At 36.5% G+C, this 23,890-nt stretch carries 12 protein-coding genes; all 12 read right to left on the bottom strand.

What is annotated here, in order from left to right; genetic code table 11:
* Positions 1 to 93 precede the first annotated feature (93 nt).
* Entirely contained in the window at positions 94 to 1,263 is a 1,170-nt protein-coding gene (gene uxuA, locus KI430_RS00140; RefSeq protein ID WP_248876280.1) for a mannonate dehydratase, read from the bottom strand.
* Between the two features lie 84 nt (positions 1,264 to 1,347).
* On the bottom strand, positions 1,348 to 3,294 hold the full coding sequence (locus tag KI430_RS00135) for a RagB/SusD family nutrient uptake outer membrane protein (RefSeq protein ID WP_248876279.1): 1,947 nt from the start codon (positions 3,292 to 3,294) through the stop codon (positions 1,348 to 1,350).
* Between the two features lie 11 nt (positions 3,295 to 3,305).
* Complete coding sequence (locus KI430_RS00130) at positions 3,306 to 6,182, bottom strand: SusC/RagA family TonB-linked outer membrane protein (RefSeq protein ID WP_248876278.1); 2,877 nt, start codon at positions 6,180 to 6,182, stop codon at positions 3,306 to 3,308.
* An 84-nt stretch (positions 6,183 to 6,266) separates the two neighbouring features.
* Positions 6,267 to 7,595 (bottom strand): xylose isomerase, encoded by a 1,329-nt coding sequence (gene xylA, locus KI430_RS00125; protein WP_248876277.1) that lies wholly within the window; start codon positions 7,593 to 7,595, stop codon positions 6,267 to 6,269.
* A gap of 109 nt (positions 7,596 to 7,704) precedes the next feature.
* Entirely contained in the window at positions 7,705 to 9,189 is a 1,485-nt protein-coding gene (locus KI430_RS00120) for a xylulokinase (RefSeq protein ID WP_248876276.1), read from the bottom strand.
* A gap of 18 nt (positions 9,190 to 9,207) precedes the next feature.
* The gene (locus KI430_RS00115) at positions 9,208 to 9,933 is read right to left on the bottom strand and encodes an NUDIX hydrolase (RefSeq protein WP_248876275.1); all 726 of its coding nucleotides are present in this window, start codon (positions 9,931 to 9,933) and stop codon (positions 9,208 to 9,210) included.
* 1,244 nt (positions 9,934 to 11,177) lie between these two features.
* Positions 11,178 to 11,360, bottom strand: coding sequence for a hypothetical protein (locus KI430_RS00110; protein ID WP_248876274.1), 183 nt, complete (start codon positions 11,358 to 11,360; stop codon positions 11,178 to 11,180).
* A gap of 79 nt (positions 11,361 to 11,439) precedes the next feature.
* Positions 11,440 to 11,871: a hypothetical protein gene (locus KI430_RS00105; RefSeq protein ID WP_248876273.1), complete on the bottom strand. Its 432-nt coding sequence runs from the start codon at positions 11,869 to 11,871 to the stop codon at positions 11,440 to 11,442.
* A complete protein-coding gene (locus KI430_RS00100) occupies positions 11,859 to 12,503 on the bottom strand; it encodes a hypothetical protein (protein WP_248876272.1) in 645 nt (214 codons plus the stop codon). The genes KI430_RS00105 and KI430_RS00100 overlap by 13 nt, the downstream gene beginning before the upstream one ends.
* Positions 12,504 to 12,627: 124 nt before the next feature.
* Positions 12,628 to 13,260, bottom strand: a complete 633-nt coding sequence (locus KI430_RS00095; protein ID WP_317231438.1) for an IS1 family transposase — start codon at positions 13,258 to 13,260, stop codon at positions 12,628 to 12,630.
* Between the two features lie 216 nt (positions 13,261 to 13,476).
* Positions 13,477 to 13,962, bottom strand: a complete 486-nt coding sequence (locus KI430_RS00090; RefSeq protein WP_248876271.1) for a hypothetical protein — start codon at positions 13,960 to 13,962, stop codon at positions 13,477 to 13,479.
* Positions 13,934 to 23,878, bottom strand: coding sequence for a SpvB/TcaC N-terminal domain-containing protein (locus KI430_RS00085; RefSeq protein WP_248876270.1), 9,945 nt, complete (start codon positions 23,876 to 23,878; stop codon positions 13,934 to 13,936). Before KI430_RS00085 ends, KI430_RS00090 begins: the two co-directional genes overlap by 29 nt.
* Positions 23,879 to 23,890: the final 12 nt, after the last annotated feature.

The following is a 23,890-nucleotide window of genomic DNA, read 5'->3' as shown; positions in this document are numbered from 1 at the left end:
ATAATATTGAACACTTCGGGTTCGTTGGATTGTTTTACTCTTTTTCCATAGGTTACACCTACGGTTACTGATATTGAATCCTTCGGATTCTCCTTATCTTGATTCAGAATTGACAGCTGCCATCACACCGTCGATTTGTCCCAAAGCCAACATTCTTCCTAAGAAAGAATAGCCCGGATTATAACCTTTATCAATATCTTCCGATAACAATCTTCCATGGTCGATTCTCATTGGCAAATCCGGATTTTCTTTTTCAAACACCCGGATTACGTCGATTAATTTTCCTCGTCCCCCTAAATGATGCGCTTCAATGAAGTCTCCGTTTTCAAAAACATTGGTACTTCTTAGATGGACAAATTTTGTTCTGTGGGCATATTTCTGAGCTAATTTCGGAACATCATTCTGAAGATTGGCGCTTAAAGAACCTGCGCAGAACGTCAATCCGTTGTGAGGATTATCTACTGCGTTCAAAAACCAATCGATGTCGTCTTCATTGGTTACGATTCTTGGTAAACCGAGCAAAGCAAACGGCGGGTCATCCGGATGCACACACATTTGAATATTCCATTCTTCGCAAACCGGCATTATTTTTTCGAGGAAATATTTTAAATTTTCACGAAGTTGATTTTTATCAATTCCGTCATATAAAGCCAATAAATTATTGAACTTTTCTACGGGATTTAAATCACCCTCTTTGATATTTCCATTAACGAATCCCTGTGTTTTTACAATGACTGAATCTATCAAATCATTGTTATCAGTTTCAGTCAGCGTATTTTTTAATTCTTCAACTTTTTGTAGAATCTCAGGAGTATAATCATTTTCTGCTCCTTCTCTTTTCAGAATATGAATTTCGAAATAGGCAAATTTTGCTTTATCAAAATATAATGACGATGAACCGTCTTCCCATTCAAGGAAAAGATCGGTTCTGGCCCAGTCGAGAACCGGCATAAAGTTGTAACAAACTGTTGTAATGCCTGCTTTACCAAGATTTTCAAGACTTTTGATATAATTTTTTATCAGTTGGTCTCTGTCGTTTCCTCCGTATTTGATAGACTCGCTTACAGCAAGGCTTTCAACTACAGACCAACGTAGCCCGTGACTTTCTATATAGTTTTTATAATCGTTAACAGCCTCGAAACTCCAGATTTCTCCGTTCGGAATATCATGCAACGCAGAAACAATCCCTTCAACACCAATTTGTCGAAGCGTCTGTAATTTAATTTTATCGTTTTTCCCAAACCAACGCCAGGTTTTTTCCATACTTTTACTATAATTTTATTTATTAAACAAAGCAGGTGTAAAGTTTACACCTACTTTGTTTTGATTGATATGAATGTGAAATTATTAATTGTAACCAGGATTTTGGTATTTTGCCTTTTCTTCTGCTGTCGCACCGCTCATTGCATCTATTTGACCTTGTGGTATAGGTCTCAGATAATGGAATAATTGAATTGTACGATTAACCGTCTGTGGTGTATGATTTCCATATGCAACTCCACCAATCTGATACTGAGCCGCATATTCTCCCCACTTCTGAGTACGAACTAAATCATACCATCTGTAGAATTCACCATAATATTCTCTTGATCTTTCCGCCAAAATATAATCAATATTGATAACCGCAGGAGTAGCAGCAACCATTGCCGCGCTATTGTCTGCTACAAAAGCTGTGTTTTGCGCATTGTTAAACCTCCATTTCCCTGCTCTTGCACGGATAACATTAATTAGTTCTCTTGCAGACTTAGTACCAGAAGCACCCTTTACAGCTGCTTCAGCTGCAATGAAGTAAAATTCTGAAAATTTTGCCACATTAAACGGACGTGTGAGGCCTGCATTAGGATAGCCTAATCCATTAGGATCATCGGTACGGTATGTTCCTATTTTCCATAATCCCGGATATACAATTCTACTGATTCCGTTTGGCGCAATTACCCAATCTGCCCTACCTGGTAAAGTTCCTGCACCAACACCATTTTGTCCAGCATCTGATGGATAAGAAGGTGTTTGAGTGTCATCATTTAAAAAACTAAGTATTACACCTCCTGTAGATACAGGAAGACTGTTTGCATTGTACAACACAGAATTCGTTACACCTGCTTTATCCCAGTTTCCTCTATAAGCAGTTACAAAAGTTCCGTCATATCTGGAATCTGTCGTTTTATCCTGGAAGGTATTTTTAATTACACCAATCGGCGGAGCCATACGAACCCAAGGGCGTCCTAGTGGCTGTGTTGCTGCACGTTGCACAGAGCTTACCGCTGTCCAAGTCGTCGCAGAACTACTGCTTTTCAGGTTAGTGTAATTCCAAGTCTGCATCCAAGCAGCGAAATTATCGGGTGCCCATCCAGAACCAAAACCAACAGGATCTGATTCATTGTAAAAAGCACTTGCTTGAGTATGGTCTGCATACAGCATACACTCGCTATTTCTATCGTTTGTTCCTACATTCACATCATAAAATGTTGGCTGAAGTGAATATGAACCAGGATTATTGATTCCTGTCATTGCGGTATCATACGCTTGTTGGAAATACCAGTCAGCATTATGACCGTCAGGGTCTGTCCTTGAAGTTTCGGGATAAGTAGGAATATTGTTAGGATTTTGTAACCACCATCCGTATGTAAGATAGGCTTTTGCTAAAAATAATCTTGCAACATTTTTTGTCACACCACCAGTCACTCTAGGTGACACAGGTAAATTGTCGATTGCTTTTTTAAGGTCAGGAAAAATTGCTCTAGTGTAAACTTCTGGAACTGTATTTCTTTTAGAAGTTGTCACAGCATTTGTATTAAGAGCTAATTCTCCAGCACCTAAATCTAAGGGAACACCACCATAAGTCTGAACGAGCAGAAAGTAATCATATGCTCTAAAGAATCTTGCTTCAGAAACTAGAGATTCAGGTACGTTAAATTTCGGTCCTCGTTCTATAATTCCATTTGCCGTATTGATATAAGGAAACATCGACCCCCAAACCATACTTGTTGGAAATGTAGCTGCATTAATATTACCCTGACCGGACATGTCAAGCTCTTTGAAATTTCCATCAGCACTTTGTGCCCAGGTTGACTCATCTGTTCCATTCTGACAATTACTCATAAAGTATCCATTGCCATATAGTAGTCTTAAACTTCTATATAATGAAGTGACACCTGCATTAACACCGTCAGCTGTGTTAAAATAATCAACAGTATAGTTAGATCTTGGTTGTTCATCCAAAATCTCGTTACAGCTGTTCAAGCAAATTGAAAAGAAGACTGCTCCTAAAACTATTTTTTTATTAAACTTTATCATGATTCTGTAATTTAAAAAGATAAATTGATTCCCATTAAATAATTACGTGTGGATGGATTATTGGTTCCAATGATTAATTGACGGCTATTGTATGGGAGGCTACTATTAACCGCTTGATTTTGATTCCCATAAGAATTTGGTTCCGGATCCATTCCCGATTCTTTGTGGTAAGGTGAGAATAGTACGACAGGATTAGTTATGGTAACGTAAATTCTAAGACTATTCAATTTCAAATCATTTAGAAACTCCTTTTTAACATTATAGCCTAGTGTAATTGTTCTTAATTTAAGATAAGATCCATCGAAGTATGCAAGTGTAGAACCATACTTTGGATTATCTCCGCTCATCATTCCTCCAGGTTTTGGATATCTTACATTTGGATTTTCAGCAGTCCAATAATCTACATCTACGTTGTTACCTCTTCCTGTTAGTCTATTAAGATAACCTGATGAACCATATATAGAGCTGATTAAAACACCACCGTGCTGAAAAGCTCCTACTGTACTCAATTCAAAATTTTTGTAAGCAAATCTCATATTAAAACCTCCCTGCCAGTCCGGAGCAGTATCAATGATTTGTCTATCTGCAGTACCAATCGCTCTTACAGGTGTACCATCGGCATTATAACCACCTGTATAAAGAACTTTGATCATCCCTACATTGCCTCCCGGTTCTAATACATTAAGATAAGGATCCCCCTGTTGCCATAGACCTATATTCTGGTAATCGTAAATTGCATTAATGTTATGCCCTACAAACCAGTTATTGATCTCATCTCGTGTTGTTCCTGAAGATAGAGCTAAAATCTGATTTCTATTAGCATACCAGTTTACACCTGCATCCCAGCTAAAACCATCTGGGTTATCTATGATAGTACCATTAAGAGAAACCTCCCAACCTTTATTTTCTATTTCACCAATATTTTTTGTTACACTTCCAATACCACCTGATGGAGGTAGAATTGTTCCAGACAATACTTTTTCCGTATTGGTTTTATAATATTCTACAGTTCCAGTAATTCTATTATTAAACAATCCAAAATCAATCCCAAAGTTATTGGTCTTAGAATATTCCCATCCTAATTCAGCATTAGGAGCTGTAAGAATGTAAACGCCTGTAGCATTTGCAGCACCAAAGTTATAAGGTGTTACTTGCAGAGATCCCATAGTTGTATAAGGATTTACCGCTTGGTTAGATGTCTGTCCCCATCCATATCTTAATTTAAACTGATTGATTGCTTTGATATTTTGCATAAAGGACTCATTAGCAACATTCCATCCCAGTGAGATTGCAGGATAGGTATGCCACTGATTACCCTTTGCAAGAACAGATGAACCGTCTGCACGGATTGTAGCTGTTATCATATATTTATTATCAAATGTGTACATAGCACGCCCCATATAGGACAAAAGTCCTCTCTGTTGATAAAACTGATCTTCAGGTCTAACAGATATATCAGCCTGTGGAGATTGTCCCAGATTGTAATATTGAAAAAAATCAGAAGGAACATTTTTAGCACTCATATAAGAACTAACAATTCTATTTCCTTCTGCAGAATATAAACCGACAGCATTGATTTTGTGCTTTCCAAACGTTCTGTCATAGGTCAATAAGTTCTCCAGAGTCCAATGGTACGTCTGACTGTTTCCTCGTCCGGCACTTGAAGGAGCTGCTGCATTAACATTAAATACACCTACACCAGAATAATTTCCGCTATTGGAAGTCATGTAATCCAATCCTACATTCAATCTGTATTTCAAACCAGGAATAGGCAAGTTTACTTCTCCATATATGTTGTTAAACGAAGAAAGCCCCTTACTTTCATCTACATACTTCTCACCTAAATCTTGAATTGTTTTTCTTATATATACCCAAGATTGATCTATGTTAGATGCTGTACTGATAGTTCTCTTGATAGTACCATCCGGGTTGTAAGGGTTTGCTAAAGGAGACAATCCCAATGTAGGCGCTCCTGCTACACCATTACCCTCGGATACAGTATAGTTTGTATTGGTTGTAAATCCAAATTTAAAATTTTTACCAACCTGCTGATCCAAGGCTATTCTCATTGAAAATCTTTCATAACTCTGCAAAGGGATTAAAGCATCTTGTTTAAAATATGATAAACCAACATTATAGTTGCCTCCATCTGTTCCACCCGAAACACCAATATCATGACTTGTGATCATTGCTGGTCTGTAGTATAATTTTTGCCAGTCAGTATTAGTATCTAAAGTTTCATCCTTTCCCAATGCGAAAGTATTCCCGGCATCTACTCTCAATTTAGCTAATTGAGGGCCATCCATCATAGGAAATTTAGAAAATAAAGTCTGAACACCTGTAAAAGAATTGTAGTTGAATCTTGGCTTTTGGCCTTTTGCACCTCTATTTGTTGTTACTAAGATAATACCGTTTGCGCCTCGTGATCCGTAAATCGCTGTTGCAGATGCATCTTTCAAGATATCAACACTTTTGATATCATTAGAACTGATATCAGCTAATGACCCCACAAAAGGAATCCCATCTAAAACGATCAAAGGATCATTAGTTCCCGTCAAAGATCTTACTCCTCGAATTCTGATCTGGCTTGCTGCACCCGGTTTTGATGAAGTTTGTGAAATGTCCACCCCTGCAGTTCTACCTTGCAAAGCCTGTGTGATATTGGCTGATGGTACTTCTCTCAACGCATCTCCCTTAACTGTAGCAACAGACCCTGTTACTGATTCCTTTCTCTGAGTTCCATATCCAATAACAACAACCTCCTCAATCTGCTTCTCCTTTTGTACAGTATCTTTTTTACTCTGTGAGTAAGCCAGACCTGATGGTAATAGAGTCATCGCAAAAAATAATGCCGCTCTATTGGTTTTACTTAAATGAAATAGATTCATAATTATTATGTTTAATGTGTTAGTTTGATAAGAAAGTTTTTTGAGTCTCCGCTGTTGAGATTGGATTAACTTTCTTATATAATTTTAGATATACATATTCACGATAGCCTCGAAAAGTTCCTGTTTACCACTTTTTGGCAAAGGTTCTCCAGATTCGTGGGCAATTTTCTGAAGATCCTGCAGAGTCAATCTGCCTTCTTCAAATGCTTTCCCATTTCCGCTATCAAATGATGAATATCTATCTGTTCTCAATTTGTTGTAATCCGAATTCTCAAGAATATCTGCTGCTACCAAAAGTCCTTTTGCAAAAGCATCCATACCTGCAACGTGAGCGATGAAAAGATCATCTGCATCTACAGAATTACGACGGATTTTTGCATCGAAGTTGACTCCTCCTGAACCTAAACCTCCACTTGGAAGAATTACCAACCAAGCCTGAGCCAGCTCAAAATAATCGATTGGGAACTGGTCTGTATCCCATCCGTTTTGATAATCTCCTCTGTTGGCATCTATGCTTCCTAACATTCCTGCATCAACCGCTGCCTGAAGTTCGTGCTCGAAAGTGTGCCCTGCTAATGTTGCGTGGTTTACTTCAAGGTTTAATTTGAAATCTTTTTCTAAACCGTGGCTTTTCAAGAATCCAATGACCGTTTCTGCATCGTAATCGTATTGGTGTTTTGTAGGTTCCATCGGCTTTGGTTCGATAAGGAAAGTTCCCTGGAAACCTTGACTTCTTGCATAGTCACGAGACATGGTAAGGAAACGGGCAAGGTGTTCTTTTTCACGCTTCATATCGGTATTCAGAAGGCTCATATAACCTTCTCTTCCACCCCAGAAAACATAATTTTCTCCTCCTAGCGCAATCGTCGCATCGATAGAATTCTTAACCTGAGTTCCTGCACAAGCCACAACATCAAAGTTTGGATTGGTAGAAGCGCCGTTCATATATCTCTCGTGCGTGAAAACATTAGCCGTTCCCCAAAGTAATTTGATACCAGTTTCTGATTGTTTTTCTTTAGCATAATCTACAATAGCTTGAAGATTTTTTTCATAATCTCTCCAGTTGTCTGCAGGATCTACCAAATCGATGTCGTGGAAACAGTAATATCCGAATCCCATTTTTTGCATAAACTCAAAGCCAGCATCCATTTTGTATTTGGCTTTGGAAACGGCATCGGTTCCCTGGCTCCAAGGGTGGTGAATTGTAGGTCCTCCGAAAGGGTCGCTACCGTCTGCACATAGTGTGTGCCACCAAGCCATTGCAAAACGCATCCATTCTTTCATTGGTTTTCCCATCACAACCTGATCTGCATCATAATAGCGAAACGCCAAAGGATTTCTACTCTCTCTACCTTCAAATCTGATTTGATCTACCCCCGGAAAAAACGCTTTTGCTTCTTTTGAAATGTTCATATTTATTTAATTTATTTTTAATTATTGACTTTAATTTTGATTGTAGAATCCCTTCCCTGCTGATGTTTTGAGCCAGCAAGTGAATGTAAATTCGGTATGTTTTTTTGGATTAAATTATTTCTTGAAGATGATCTTTCCACCTCTCATAGGCTTCCAGGTATTGTTCTCTTTTTTCGTGTTCAGGCTCTATAACAGTGATTTTTTCTAACGAGGAAAATGCTTCTTTGGAATCTGCATAAAAACCGATTCCCATTCCTGCAGCTCTTGCGGCACCAACTGCTCCGTCTGTATCAAACAGTTCAATTGTTGCATTGCTCACACTCGCCAATGACTGGCGGAAAATGGAACTTAAAAACATATTGGCATTCCCGGCACGGATGACATTGATGTTCATTCCCATATCTCTCATAATGTTCATCCCATATTCATAAGAAAAAACGATGGCTTCCTGTGCAGCGCGAAGAACATCACCTTTTGAATGAATATTAAAATTAATTCCGTGGATTGAACATCTAGTATCTTTATTTTCTAAAACTCTTTCGGCACCGTTCCCAAATGGAATAATGCTCAAACCTTTCGAACCGATCGGAGAAAGTGAAGCTAACTCATTCATATCGCCATAAGATGATAATGAAGTTGCGAAGTTGTGCTTCAACCAAGAATTAAGAATTCCTGTTCCGTTGATGCAAAGTAAAACGCCCAATCTCATCTGCTCCTCTGTATGATTGACGTGTGCGAACGTATTAACTCTTGATAATTTATCATAATCCAACTTATCCAAAACGCCGTAAACAACGCCTGAAGTTCCTGCTGTGGAAGCAATTTCTCCCGGATTGAAAACATTAAGCGATAATGCATTATTCGGCTGGTCTCCGGCTCTGTACGAAATTGGAGTTCCTTCTTTTAATCCTAATTCTTCTGCTGCAGATAAAGAAACAGTAGACTGAATTCCAAATGTTGGAACGATCTCTGGAAAGAAGCTCTTCGGAATTCCGTAATAATTAATAACATCTTCGGAGATACAATTGTTTTTAAAATCCCAGAAAATCCCTTCGGAAAGTCCTTCTACAGTAATTCCAATTTCGCCGGAAAGTTTCATTGCGATGTAATCTCCCGGCAACATTATTTTATCAATCTTATCAAAAAGCTCCGGCTCATTTTCCTTAACCCAAGCCAATTTGGAAGCTGTAAAATTCCCTGGTGAGTTTAAAAGGTGAGACAAACATTTTTCTTCGCCAATTTCTTTAAACGCTTTTTCGCCATAAGGAACTGCGCGGCTGTCACACCAGATGATGGAAGGACGGAGAACATTCTGATCTTTATCTACCAAAATCAATCCGTGCATCTGCCAAGTAATCCCGATTCCCTTGATATCTTCTGGCTCAATATTTGCGTGAGACATTACAGACTGATGCGCCAGTTTAAGATTAGTCCACCAATCGGAAGGATTTTGCTCTGCCCATCCCGGTTGTTCTGCAATGATCTTCATCTCTTTTTTAGGAGAAAAATCAGATGCAATGACTTTGCCGCTGGATGCCTCAATAAGACAAACTTTTACAGATGAACTGCCGATATCGAATCCTAATAAATACATTTTATTTTGAGACTTATTTTATTTGATTAATTTATTTTGAGTTTTTTTGTAGATTTTCGGATCGAACTTGTAATATCTTGCTGCACGGTGCGATACATTGGTTTCTATCTCGTCTAACGGAATGATATAACTGAATGAGGAGATTTTTTTATGAAAATTCTTAATATCTATTTTCTTCTCACTCAAAGCGTTATATAGCTGATACAATTGTCTGATTGTAAATTTTTTTGGCAGGAGCACAAAGATGATAGAAAAATCAGAATCGATCCACTTTCTTATTTCTATTAGAGATTCGTCTATAATTTTATTGTGATCAAATGGTAGTTGCGGAACTTTGTCTATAGGATGCCAATCTACAGTATCATACTTTGTACTGTTTATTTTATGGTCAATACGGCATAATGAAAGATAAGCTACAGTAATGATTCTGTCTATATTATGTTTGTACTCTTCTCCCATCCATTTGATATCATTTTGATTGCTCGCACGATTAGGGTCTGCAAAACACTTAAATTGCTTCAGAACCATTTTTTTGATCCCCGTCAATTCCAATAGAACTCGGTTTGCTGCATCATCTACATCCTCATTACTATAGATAAGGCTGCCAGGTAATTTTTTCTGTTGTTCTACAGGAATATCTTCCACGTGGCGTTGCACCAAGAGAATGTTAAGTTTATTCTCAAAATCAAAACCAAAGACTACACAGTCCACAGATAAATAAGTATGAATGAAATTTGGATTCATTTGCCTGTTAACATTTACGTAACATCACAAATATAAAAATACAATTGATAAAAAAAAATAAATTTTCAATTACTTACTATATATCAATACTTTACATATCTATTTTTTATGATAAGATTTATGTCAATTATATGATAAGGTTATCATTATTTTAATGATATAAATTTTAAAACTATTAATAAACAAAGAATTAGGATGTTAAAAAATATTAAATTTATAATATATAACTTAAGGTAAATGATGATAAGAATTATTTAAAATTAATCTTATTTTTTTTTTATAAATCAAAAATTAAGAGCAAAAAGTGTTAAAAAATGTAATTTAAACACTTAATATTTTACCAAAATTTGTTGTGAATATTCAATTTTATATTTTAGAGAAAAAAAAATATTAATTTTTAGATATTTTGATTTTTCCTTAACTTAATACAATCAAATTAATGGATATGTCAAAATTTATTACAAAAAATATCTGTTAATCTGGCAGAACTAGAAAAATGTTTTATCAAAAAAAATCAATTAAATTTTAAAAGCATAACTCGTTTGGTTTAGCACATACAAAATAATATTACTGTACTGAAATTTGAACAATTCTTTATAAATTTCTCAAATGTTTCCAATATTTTTTCGGTTCTGGAATAAAAAAGAGATTCTATTTTAGAGTCCTTTTTTTCAATATTTCTCTTTATCTACATTTTACAAGCAGATCCCGAAGATTTACATCTGGGCGGAAGTTGATCTTATAACTCTTGATGAGTGACGAAGTTACTTTTTATAAGGTCTCTGCATCATCACTGGATATAGAAACCTAGAAGTTACCAAAGTCACCGAGCTTTACGATCTTCGTCTGCAAGCTGACGGCTTATGGTTTTGATTAGGTCATTGAGCACGGCTAAAACATCTGTGTCTGAAATCGTAGTTGAACCTCTCTATATTTCTTTGGTAAGACTTTTGAGATTGATCTCGCCATCTGCTTTTGCGCTGGCGTAGAATTTTTGGAGCTGCCTGCGGGTCTTGTAGGTTCTTGCTCTATTACATTGTACTTTACTGGTATTTTATAATTTTTTTTAAATTGTGATTGTTGTAAAAGCTGTCACAAGCGGGATGTTCGCACCAGCCTAGGGATTTTTGTTGTTCTATTTATTGTTACTCAAAGTCAAGAAACTTTGTGCAGCGACTATTTGGAAGCAGGAATTGGTGCAATGCCATTTACTATGCAACAACATCTTTATAATCCTTGAAAAACTATAACAGCACGGATTGCAAATCCACGCTATCGGGATTGTCATCTACTTTTAACTTATCATCATTGTAATCTTTTATCAATTCTGGACATATTTCATTGAAAAATTTTGAAATGAAAAATCCCATCCATTTCTTTTTACAAATAATAGGATCTGACATATTCGCATAGACAAATTTTGTCATTTCATCTTTATATTGGAAATAAAAACTTTGAATATCCTTGGGATTAAACATATTACCTGTCCCAAAATTATAATATCCGTTACTTAATATATATCGTTATATCTCCAGATTTTTTAACTTTTCGTAACCAATTATTATGAATTTTAGGTACTGTACCTTTCTTTTTATGTCCTTCGATGTAATCCAATCTTTCGAATATTACCGGTTCCTGCGTTTTGCTATCATAATATTCTATCTTTTTTAGACTTGTAGTCTGAATTTTTTCGGATTTTTGGGCATTGTTTTCTTTGAAGTTGATTTTCTTCATTCCGTTTGCTATGGCATCGGTGCTTCCTTGTTTTACTGTTCCGTCTGCAAAGTATATTGTTGCGGTATAGTTTTGTGCAGAAAATCCAACGGCAATTAGAATGAATGACAATAGAATAATTTTTTCATTGGTATGACTTTTTTTGATACCTGAATAATTTGGAATTATAGCTTCAATGATTTGTAATAAAATTATTTCACACATTTTTGCTCATAATAGTTTACAAGAGGAATAGGTGTACTAACTAATATAATTTCATTATTTTGATAAGCTTTTGTAACGTCTGGACACAAATCATCAAAAAAATTCTTTACGAGTGTGTTTATTACTTTAGTATATGCTTTGTTATTAAAATAATTAAAACCATTATGTGTATAAAAAATAAATTTTGGAAGTTCATTTTTATGTCTCAAATAATAACTCTGTACCGATGTTGCGGTATAAACGCTGGTTGCAGATCTAAAACCAGCATAGTTCGTTTCATATACATAGGCAGAGACATCTGCTCCTGAATAAATTTTTCGCATCCAACTTCTTTTTATTATAGGTTTTCCACTTTTTTTATAGTCTACAATAAAATCAGAATGTAAAAACGAAACAGAGTCTTTTACCACTTCATCATAGTAATTGATTTTGGTAATATCATCTCTTTTTATTTTTTCTGAATCTTGACCGCTATTACTTTTCAGTTTGATGGTGGAAGTGGTATTATTGATTATGGCTGTACTTCCTGTTTTTGATGTCCCATTAGCAAGATAAACAGTTGCAGGATAAGTTTTTTGTGCAGAAATTCCAACGGTAATTAGAATGAATGGTAATAGAATAATTTTTTTCATCGATTTAATTTTTATGTTAATAATTTTTATTGTTTTGATAGTGCGAATGTTATTAAAATCCTGACCAAAAATAGATTTTAAGAATAACGACAAGAATTCTAATTTTTTTACTAAAACATATTGTTCATCTACTAAGTCGTTTGAGATGGGTACGGATGTTCAAATGAAATCTTTCGATATGGTTTGTTCCAAATCTCCTGGTACTGTGAACTGAGTTTGGAATCAGGAATTTATAATTCAGCAATTTGTCCGTATTAATAGTTTTAGCATTTGAAAATAGTAAAGTCTTGACAACTGCATTCAGCGTTGTATTATTCCTCTGTCCAACATAGAAAGAAACTATTTGTCTTTTACTTTTTTCCAGGGCACAAACCAGCCACATTGGATTTGTTTTTTTCCGGATGTAAAAACGCAACTCATCTACTTCATATTCCTGATTATATCTAATCGCAGGAGATTTTATGGTATTGGCAATCTGTAAATATCTGCGCAACAATGTGGTCGTAGAAATTTGTAAAAACCTTGTAATGGAACGGATACCCATTCCTTCTTTTGTACAAGCAATTATATGCTGATTTATAGTAGGGTAACAGGCTTTGTAAGTATAATAATTCAAAAATCTCTTGAGACAGGTTTTGCAAAAACATTGCTGTTTATGAGTTTTGGTATGTCCATTTTTGATTATTTTGGAAGAATAGCAAAAGGGACAAATATGAGTATCACTAACTCTGCTACACGAAGAATGAAACCCAGTCATTTGCGATATATTTTATAGGTTAAAAAAACGAGGGATGGATAAATCTCCACCCTCGTTTTGAAAAAACAATTTAAACTTTATTTGATTTTCATTTAGTTACATATTAAAATTATAATATCACTAACTGTGAAACATTACCTAAACTTTACGTGATTTTCAATCAGTTAAATATTGAAATTGCAATATCACTAATCTTTGAAGCATTACCAATTATCTTCATTCAACATACTTACTTAGTTTAGCATCTTTTTTTATCGTTACAGTTAACTCATCATTATAATTTGAAGTATGAAATTTTAAGTTGGTTACAGCATTAGCATTACCTGCCAATACAGCTTTTTTCAAGTATGAAAAAACAATATCCAAGCTTTCTTTATCCCAAATGTATCTATCATTTTCTGAATCATAAAAAGCATTCATCATTATGGTAAATACCTGAAACTGTGCATTGGAATCATTATATTTATTCGCCATAATAATAGAAGATGTCAAAAGCTCATCCAAATTATTTTCATATTCATAGTAGTTATAAAGTTTATTATATGATTTAATATCACCTTTTAATAAAACATTTTGCTTCAGCATATGATTTTTATACAAAATTTCACTATGCTTCTCTTTGTTTTCACAAGAAAAAAATAATAAAAAGAAAAGTGATGTAAAAAATAATATTTTATTTTTTCTTAATGTCTTTTTTATCATATGGCCCATTGTAATGAGATTCAGGAATTTTTTTAATATCTACTTTATGCCCTTTAGTACTTTTACCTGGTTCCCAGGTGGAATCATACGCTGCAACTAATTTTCCTTTTTGAAAAACCAACCAATAACCTGGATCAGTTTTATCCATTTTATGTTCTTCTGTTGCTCCATATACACCGACAAAACCGTTTACTGTTGACCACATTTGTCTAGTTGGTGCTATTACTGTCAGCTTCTGATAATCAGTAGAAAGTTTTGTTGGTAAGGAATTTTCTCCACCTCCTCCTGTGTTACAGGAATACAAAATTAAGTTAAATCCTTTTTTATTTTTCCCTTCATTCCATTCTTTATAGCTATTAAACCTAGCATCAAACATTTTAGTATTTCTGATTTGCCCTGCTTCACCCTCAACTTTTTTTCCTTGTTTTACATCTCTCATATAACCAACATTTCCGTGGGCTATGATAGTAAATGAATTAGGTACATATTGCATTTTTTGTCCAGCTTTAACTAATGTAGCATCACCAGGTGTTTTGTTAATATCAAATAAAGTAACGTCAACTTGTTTACCATTAGGGTCAATAAATCTCAACGGATTCTGGTAAGTGTAAATATACGGGTTAAGATTGCCAGAATTATAAACACCTCCATTATGTTCCCCATCAATATAATGCTCTGTATTCATTATCGGATCATACCCAGCAAGAGCGTCTGTTCCTAACCATAAGCTTATGCGAGGATTATAGTACCTTGCTCCGTAATAGTAGTATCCTGTCTCATCATCCAATTCCTTCGCATTAAACTTATATGGTACATTGTAACTATTAAGATGGTTCTCTACAAAGGTCTCTCCACTTGGGAAATACTCCATATTCTGGGTTACTTCGCCATCAATACCCGTAATGAAAGAACTGCTTCCTAAATGATCCGGATGATACCAATAAACATCTTTTTCTTCTACACCAGAGAAATCCGTTGCACATTGTTCATTATACCCACCGTTCTGTCCATAATCTGCCCCATTAATACCAAACTTTTCAAAAATCGCTGCTCTATGCGCCTCCGCATCTGCCTTTTTCTGCAAAGTTACATCTTTCTCATTAATTGGAGCAGCTCCACTTCCAAATGGTATAATAAGCCAGTTGCAATTGAAATCTCCTACAGCAACACTACTTCCCAATGCCCCGCTGATGCGCTGCGTACCGGCATAGTAATGCTTGGTATAATTTCTTCTATACGTATTGCCACGTCTGTCAAAACTAAGATTCATAGAAACCAGACCGTTAGGATAAATGGTATGCTCATAATAAGGTATTTCTATAGTTCCAAATGGGGATCTAATCAAATAACTGCCAGCATAAACCTGTTTCACTACTCTCTCACCACCAGCATCGTAGGTATACATTGTTATGCCATCTGCCTCTGGTGTGCTTGGATTGGTATCTACTGCTTGTAACCTATTCTCCTCGTCCCAGATATGGGTAGTTGCCGCTTCTGTTACTGTACAGGTTTCTTTGTCTATACCTGTAGGATTACCTTTTTTGTCGTAAGCATAATGCATAAACTTCACACCAGGATCGTTCGGGTCGCAGCAGGTAGTTGTAGGTACAATATTCGGCTGATCTATTATTGTGCTTGGTGCGTGTGGCTGATCCCCCTCGTATTTATAATTAAGCATATAAGAGGTATTGTATCTTGCTGTCCAGTTATTACCAGTATTGCCTGGTGCAGTCTCATGTTTTTGCACCTTGCTCATCACATTGTGCATATTATCATACGCCATTGTATAAGTATAACGATGACGAAGGTCTGCACCACTCTCGGTTTTCCCTTTCCAGTTTCCGCTGGCAGAAGTCAATCTGTATAGGTCGTCATAGCCATAGGCATAGTTGGTACCACCACCTATTAGCCCGGTTGGGGCTACAGGCGCATTGTTATGTACTTGCAACACATTGCTTACAACATCATACTGGTACAAGTTGTCCATAAAGGTATGCTTTGCACGTCCACCACCAGTTGCATTCATCTTGAGCAGACGGCGACGTTCGTTCTCGTATTCGTATCGGGTAATGGTTCCGTTGCCATAGCGCAGGTAAACTCTTTGCTCAAACTTGTCGTAGCCTATCTGGTTTACATATCGTTTGTAGAAACCGTCTTTCTCACTATCCATAGCAGAAAGGTTACCGGCAGTGTTATAATGGTAAGTCACTTTTTCGCCATCAGGATAAGTGATGTTTTTAACACGGTTCCAAGTATCATATTCCCATTCCGTTCCATACCAAAAGACACCTGCATCCGGCACCGCTACTGATCTTCTTTGCGATGTCAACTCACCCAGTTTGCCATACTTCAATCTTTGCGTTCCCGTAGCATCTGTCTGATACCATAATCTACCTACAGCATTTTCATCTGCCGCAGATGCATTTTGAGCCGCACCATAGTAATAAGCAACATTATTTTCCGGATAATTCGGATAACTGATACTTTTAAGACGATTGTAGTCGTATTGGTAGGTTACAATCTCATTCTCTGCTGTTGTCTTACTGGTTAGATTACCTGCAGGATCATAAGTGAAAGTACTGGTGCCGTTATCCGGTTGCGTCATACTGGTTCGTCTTCCCAGATCATCATAGACACTTGTGGTAAGATGATTTTCTACATCTTTGACTTCTATCAACTGTCCGATGGCATCGTGGGTAAAGCTGGTGACGATGTCGCCAGTGTTACTCTCTTCGTGAACAGTGGTTGTACGCCCTTTGATGTCCACAAAATTATGCTTGATGCTGCCCAGCTCGTCTGTAAACTTGGTGTGGAACATCGGTCTACCCAATCGGTCTGTACCGAAGTCATACTGCACCTTACTGAAGAGCTGCTCGCCCGGTAGTTTGGTAGTGAGAACCCTATCCATTACATCATATGTATTGATGGTAGGTTCTACGGTATCAACCGCTGGGTCATACAAATAGATATTAGTAGAGCCAACTGTCGGGTAGTAGGTTTTGAGCGTACGTCCAAAGGCATCCTGCTGTACCTTTCCTGAAACGATATACTGAGGATCTAGAGGAGCAAATCCGTCATAATAAATTTCTGCTGACTTTTTCAATTGGATTGCTGCACCCAAACCGTCCGCAATGCTGATGGTATTGATGGTATTGCCTGTAATCTCCGGATCATAGTGTCTTGTCACCGCATAAGACTGTGCTGTAGTAGCGTTCAAAGGAGCGTTGGTGACAGGATTGTATTCCATCTGTATAGTCCACGGGATCTCGTTGAACAATTCATAAGGTCCTGTAACTGTAGCCAAACGTCCTTTTGCATCATACGTATATTGCGTAGGCTGCAGGTTCATATCAATGGTGAAGGTTGGCAATCCAAATCGATAATCATACTCTGTTGTACTACTGTAGCCAAAGGCGTCTTGTACTTTTATTGGATAAGTAAAAAAGCCATCATCATAGGTATATTGATGCCAGAATCTTTCGCCATTGGCATTCTGTGGGAGGGTTGCTTTTTGGATGTTTCCGTAAACATCATAATCATACTTATATTCAGGATTTCCTCCACCTGTCATTGTAAGCGTTTTAAGGTTTCCATTAGCGTCATAAGATGCTGTTCTGGCTCTGGAAACTCCCGTAGCAGCAGAGCTTACGGTAGTTGGAAGTATCATATAATTTGAACCGTTGTTATTGATTTGATAGTCGATATCAGTGGTTAGTGTTTCCGTACCTCCGATATCAAGATCACCACCATCTGTATATTTCAAAATATCTCCGTAATTATTATAGCTTTTAACTTCCGTCTGAGTCTTTTTACCAGGAGCCGTCTGTCCTTCATAGAACTTGGAAATATTTTTGTCTGTCGCTACAAAATATGCATAGTTAAAAGCTGTTTTTTCCTCATCATCTTTTTGCAAATAATTGACAGTTATATAATTTCCATTTCTGGTAATATTAATGGCTTCCAGCATATTAGCATCATGAATTTTGCGAAGAGAAAACTCGTTTATTTTTTCCGTCCATTTCGTGTTTCCTGAATATGCATAAAGTGTCTCATCCAGTAATACCCCTTTTAAATAATATGAGTTATTATTGAAATGCTGAATGGTATAACGGAAGGGCTGTGTTGCATTGGCTCCACCGTTCGCTGTATTGATCTCGTTGATACGTACTTCATTAAACCCGTAGAAGGTTCTTTCTCTACGGCTGTGATATGGTTTTTCATACGCAACTGTAATCTTGGAAACTCCCGGCTTGAATTGGTCATCCTGTGCAAATCCGTCTTTCACCACCACAGAAGACATTACGTATCTGCTCTGTGGCATCTCATAGCTATTGCCTTTGCGTTCGTAGGTTACCTCCCAGCTTCCTCCAGTAGGTAGAGTTACTTTTTTAAGGAGATTAGTGGTGCCTATGGTGGAAATATAAGTTTTTAACTCATTTTCCGATTCACTGGAAAGAATATCCGGGAAACCATCACCATTGATATCAGTAATTTGTCTCGTAATATTACTCTGACCTGTACCCCAACTATAAGAGGGATTAAGACATATCTTGATATCTGGAGTCGCCGGAGTTGGGGTAATTATGATCGGACATACAGAAACTGCTATGTTTGAGGATTTACCTTTTGAAACGCTTTCGCTGACATTGCTTAATCCATTCCAATTGTATTGCACAAAACCATTTCCGGTATTGAGATAAAGTAATGTACCTCCCCCACTGTTAATAATTTTATCTGTAAGTCCATCCCCATTTATATCCTGCATATAAGTGATCTGATTACTTTCGGTTTTGTTTCCGGACATCCCAAAACCAATACTACCATTACCTATCATTACTCCTCCTAATGTATTGAGCTCACCATTGATACTTACACCTCCTGAAAGAGAGTTTGTCTGACTTTTACCTTCTCTATAGCCTTTTCCATCCGAAAACCAGATTTCAGAAGGACCAAATTTATATCCTAAGTTTAAGGATACATCGCCATTTTTATATATTTTATCTGGTAAACCATCTCCATTAATATCTGTAAAGTCATAAGCTCCATCATCATCATTATTATCCTGTCCTATCCCGATATTAAGCCCTGGAGTAGCGGTAAGAATTTCCATAGGGACTGAAAGAGTTACTTTACGACCATCATTTGTTTGAGTTTCATATTTTTGTGATTTGGTCACAATTCCTCCCGATGCAAAAGAAACCGGAACACTTGCTCCCTGACTAAATCCTGTCATTTTGTGTTTTTGCAGAGACTGTGATCCATCTGGAATATTGCCTGTAACGGCGCTATAACCTCCCAATGAATTTGTATATTGTATGTTATCTCCTACAGGATCTGGGTATCCATCCCCATTCATATCTAAGTAGTTGACTACTGTTTTGGTTTCATTAGTAAGTCCAGCTGAGTTGGCATGATTTAATGAAAACACACCTATTCCTGCACCAATGGTAGTACTATTGCTAATAGATTTAACAATTTTTCTTGGAGCAGAAGCGCCAGTACCCGCAACAGGAGATATACTTCCCAATAAAGAAGCAATATCCGCTGCTCCCATACGGGAAGTTCCAAGATTATCAAGCTGGACATAAATTTTAGAATTATTTCCCTGATATCTTTGGATGATAGCGGGAGTAGAAGATTCATCATCAGGATCTACTCCATAATAAGGTGCAAGACTAAACCATCGTTTTTGATATATAGGAGGTGACGGATTATTCTGGTCATAGGAAGTTGTGTCTTCTACTAAAACCGAAGTGTCTATTGGCAGCTGATCCCAGTTGGGATTTCCGTTGGCATAATTTCCCCAGCCTCCATTATATAAAAATTGTCCCCAGTTACGATACATCGGTCCGAATCTTCCATCTGTAGCCATATCAGTCTGCTGAGTGTCAGGATTAATAATATCATCATAATCAGGTATGTAAATATTTCCCGGAACTAATCCTCCAACGCTTGGAATTTTTGCCCGTGCCTCTAAGGTTCTTGTAACAAATGCTTCATTATTTTTGCGCTTTTCCTGTACGTTTGTTCCATCATTGTCTGCATAAAAGCTAATATACACAACATCATTTGCCTGCGGATTATTAATTATAATGGCACTATTTAAGGGATCTTCAATGCTTCCATCATATATTCCTGACGGATTAGTAAAGTTGCTAAGCAAAACTGTTTTTGAATATACCCCTTTTAAATTATTATTGTTATCATACTGCTTTATAGAAAAAGTATACTTTCCTGTTATAGGGGTAAAAGGATCTGCAAATCGTAAATAAGGATAAACATTACCTGTCATTGAACCCACGTAAGGATAACCCGGAACAACGATATCAGTTGTATCCCCTTTTTTCACCCAATTATAAAATGCTTTGTTGATGATTGGATACTTTGTAACTGTTTGTCCTGATAACGTTTCAGTAAATACAATTTTCACATCATTTGTATTGGTGAACTTCCAATCAATATTAGTAGCAGAAGCCAATACAACACGAACATCATCTGACATATTTACAGAAAAGATTGGAATAAGACTGTTGATATCTGTAATAGAGTTTACAGCTGATTGTGGTATAATAACAGGACTTCCTGGTACATTCACACCATTTTTCAAGACTTCTAATCTGATATCATCAGTGAGTAATGGTGGTGCCTGAAGCAATCCGGAAATTTTTGCCTGCCCATCAAAGGGAACCCCATTCGCCGATGAAGAAGTAAACAAATAGTCATTCTTTACACTAAATGTGTATAAATCCATCTTATTCTCATCCGTCTTTACAGTAGGAATACTAACTGTAGTTCCGTTGGCTCTTTTGAGTGAAATATAAGATATAGAGAAATCCTGAAATTGCACATCGTCTTTATTTCCATTTTCAACGCTACTTGCACGGAAATAGATATAATCTCCTCTGTTAACAATCCTGTTAGTATATGAAAAAGATTGTTGTAAAGCAGATGCATTTAATGTAAATCTTGTTAGTTCAACACTTCCCTGCTGTACCATAATATTAACACCATCTTCGGGAGAAACAGGACTCTGGAGAAGCTTTGCAATACCATTAATGTTTACAACTCCGCTATAAGGTGCTTTCCATACTTTAACAATATCCAATAATGGACTCTGCTCACGAAGTTCTTTTTCTTCATCAGAATTTGGTGTTACGATAGTTCCAATTGGATTTCCTACAACAATAGGGTTAGGAGTCTCGGCACTATTTACAGTATAAGACAGTTCCCCTGTACCTGAATCAATTTTCCCAAATTTCACTACTCCATCTTCAACTAAATCAGGAATACCATCAGAATTTACATCTTCAAAATAGTTTTTGGTAATAGAACGTTGAGTAGACCTAGACCATCCTCCGTGAACTGAAATAATATCAGCAGTACTTCCTGTTAGTTCCAGTCCGATGGTATTGGTGTAAGTTTTACCTATATCAAACAATGTACTTCCACTTATATCTGATGAATCTCCAAAAGAAAGAGTATTAATCGTACTGTTATTATTTCTAAATGAGATTCTATTCTTCTTATTAAAAACTTTATCTGGTAATCCATCTCCGTTTACATCAACCAAGGTTAGCTTTCCTTCATTTCCGCTTTCGCCATATTGGTAATTCGCCCCAATTGTTCCACTTTTTAATGTAGGAATATGGCTTTCAAGTGAAGTTTTCAAAATCAGACCAAAGGTTGCTGCAAATCCAAAGCTATTATTTTTGGATTTTCCAGCATTAATCACTGAAGCGTCAGAAATATTATCCGTTCCTGAATTTATTACAGTTTCTGGTGTATACAATGTGTTGGGAAGTTGATTATATTCAAGCTTATTCGTATAAAACACACTTCCTTCTGCATCTTTTTCTGTAATGGCTTCAAGCAAAGATTTATAAAAAGGAGATTGATTATCTGTTTTATAGCTAAAATCATAAGAGCGTACTATGGGTATTCTACCAGCGCGGATAGTAATATTTTTAAGCCTTTTTGAGTTAACCTGTACAAACCCTAATCGGGCATCAATGCGGGTATCGGTTCTGTTTTCAGAAGTAAACTTTATCCTGTAATAAGCTGTAGGAGCTGCATCGTGTTTTGCATAATGGATTTCGTCAAGATAAATCTCTTTTCCTCCATTACCAGGAGAACCGGAATACACATTATTATTGTAAAAATATTCAGTATAATTCCCATTTCGGTCAATGGTCTTGTATAATGCCCAATGTCCTATATTATTTGTTGATGGCTGTCTGAGCACTGCATTTTCAACTATATTAATGCCATCGCCTCCAAAAAAGCTTCTTGTACCGTCTTTGCTTATCACTTCCCACCAATAGGTAGAAGGACTGTTTCCGTGACGAATAATTTTATTATATGCTCCTTCAATTCTCGGATAAAATTGCGTACCGTCAGGAAGCCTATTTTTATCAAACCCTTCGTTACGGTTAGGCATCACATAATTATTGCCATCTTTGAATGTCAGCTGTTCCCCAGCAATGGTATAAATCTCTGTTTCTTTTGCAGAATCATATCTTGGAACTCCCCAACGACTATCAATACTAATCGCCGGAATAGAAAGATCCCAACCCATTCCCAGCCATCCATTGCCTCCGTCGCTGTTGTAGTTAACAGATAATGAAGGTTGCATTCCCTGTCTTCCGGCTGGAAGCTTAATTGGAAAACTGGTTGTTACACTTCCCTGACTATTTGGGGAAGGTGCGGCTATACTTACAATTCCTGACACAGGATCAGCCGCTTTGATATCTTTGATACTGTTGGGAGCATAACTTCCTGTTTCAGGCGATTCTGGTACCTTGATAATCCCATTTATCATATCCGTAAAATGGGTCGTTTTAGAAACTAAAATTTGTTTATCAGATATAAGAGAATCTTTTTCCAATGCTATCCATTTTTTGGAAGCTCTGTCAAAAAAATAAGTTTTGATATCATTTTCAGTATAACCCGAAGGAATTTTATTTTTATCAAATCCCAACGATACTTTTGCAGGAGTCTGAAAATGCTGACCGTGAGGAAGAAAACGATAACCCGCTTTTTCGGAAGTTACGTTGACCATTTCAGGCGCAATCGCTGGAATATCCAATATTTCTAAAGGTGTAATACTGAAAACTGTATTGTAGGCAATACTTCCTTCCAAGGTCTCCAATCCAGCATTGCCTATAGAGAAATTTTGTGACTGACCTTTAAAAAATTCCTTAGTAATAGTGCCACTTAATAATGTGTTCAGATTATTATCGGAAGTAATTATATTTTTGGAAGTTGTTATCTTAAAACGAACATTCTTTACCTTATAGGCATAATTGGCATCAGGCGATATGGTAAATAAAACAGTGTTGAGTCCTTTAATTAACGTTCCTGAATTAATCAGCTCTGATTGATGCGTCCAGTTTTGAGTATGCTGTATATTTAATCCACCAGAAAAACGATCATCATTGATAACTTTACTTACACCAGAATAGTCAGAAACTCCAAAGAGATCATACTCTAATGTAACAGTTCCATTCTTAGGAAGTTCATCTATACTGATATTGAATACATTGTCAAAAACCTGATCAACAGGAGAGTTTTTATCTTTTCCAATTATGCCTTCCTTTATATCAGAATTGAAATAAACTACTGATGCTGGATTAGCTGTTATAGATTTCCTAATATTTTCTTGATGTCTTAGAGCGATAGAAGAATTTAGCTCCTGTCCTTTATTCGAGCGAGAAATTTTATCTGTCCCCGATTTTAAAATATTATTGGAATTATCACTTACATATATTGGATTGTATCTTTTTGTTGACGTATTGCCTTTTCTACTGAAATAGTTGGCATAACTATAACCGTAAACTTGACTCCAGGAAATAAAAAATATTACAAAACGAACCAGCTTTTTCTGATTTCGGATGTAGCTGAATATATTTGGTTTCATAAGATTAAGATT

The sequence above is a fragment of the Epilithonimonas zeae genome, assembly GCF_023278365.1.
GTDB classification, from domain to species: Bacteria; Bacteroidota; Bacteroidia; order Flavobacteriales; family Weeksellaceae; genus Epilithonimonas; species Epilithonimonas zeae_A.
The sequence above is the reverse complement of the archived record's forward strand: the minus strand, read 5'-3'. Positions and strand labels throughout refer to the sequence as shown.

Coding starts and splice junctions, on each gene's coding strand:
- uxuA (WP_248876280.1), bottom strand. CDS start 1,263: ATGGAAAAAACCTGGCGTTGGTTTGGGAAAAACGATAAAATTAAATTA.
- KI430_RS00135 (WP_248876279.1), bottom strand. CDS start 3,294: ATGATAAAGTTTAATAAAAAAATAGTTTTAGGAGCAGTCTTCTTTTCA.
- KI430_RS00130 (WP_248876278.1), bottom strand. CDS start 6,182: ATGAATCTATTTCATTTAAGTAAAACCAATAGAGCGGCATTATTTTTT.
- xylA (WP_248876277.1), bottom strand. CDS start 7,595: ATGAACATTTCAAAAGAAGCAAAAGCGTTTTTTCCGGGGGTAGATCAA.
- KI430_RS00120 (WP_248876276.1), bottom strand. CDS start 9,189: ATGTATTTATTAGGATTCGATATCGGCAGTTCATCTGTAAAAGTTTGT.
- KI430_RS00115 (WP_248876275.1), bottom strand. CDS start 9,933: ATGAATCCAAATTTCATTCATACTTATTTATCTGTGGACTGTGTAGTC.
- KI430_RS00110 (WP_248876274.1), bottom strand. CDS start 11,360: ATGACAAAATTTGTCTATGCGAATATGTCAGATCCTATTATTTGTAAA.
- KI430_RS00105 (WP_248876273.1), bottom strand. CDS start 11,871: ATGTGTGAAATAATTTTATTACAAATCATTGAAGCTATAATTCCAAAT.
- KI430_RS00100 (WP_248876272.1), bottom strand. CDS start 12,503: ATGAAAAAAATTATTCTATTACCATTCATTCTAATTACCGTTGGAATT.
- KI430_RS00095 (WP_317231438.1), bottom strand. CDS start 13,260: ATGACTGGGTTTCATTCTTCGTGTAGCAGAGTTAGTGATACTCATATT.
- KI430_RS00090 (WP_248876271.1), bottom strand. CDS start 13,962: ATGATAAAAAAGACATTAAGAAAAAATAAAATATTATTTTTTACATCA.
- KI430_RS00085 (WP_248876270.1), bottom strand. CDS start 23,878: ATGAAACCAAATATATTCAGCTACATCCGAAATCAGAAAAAGCTGGTT.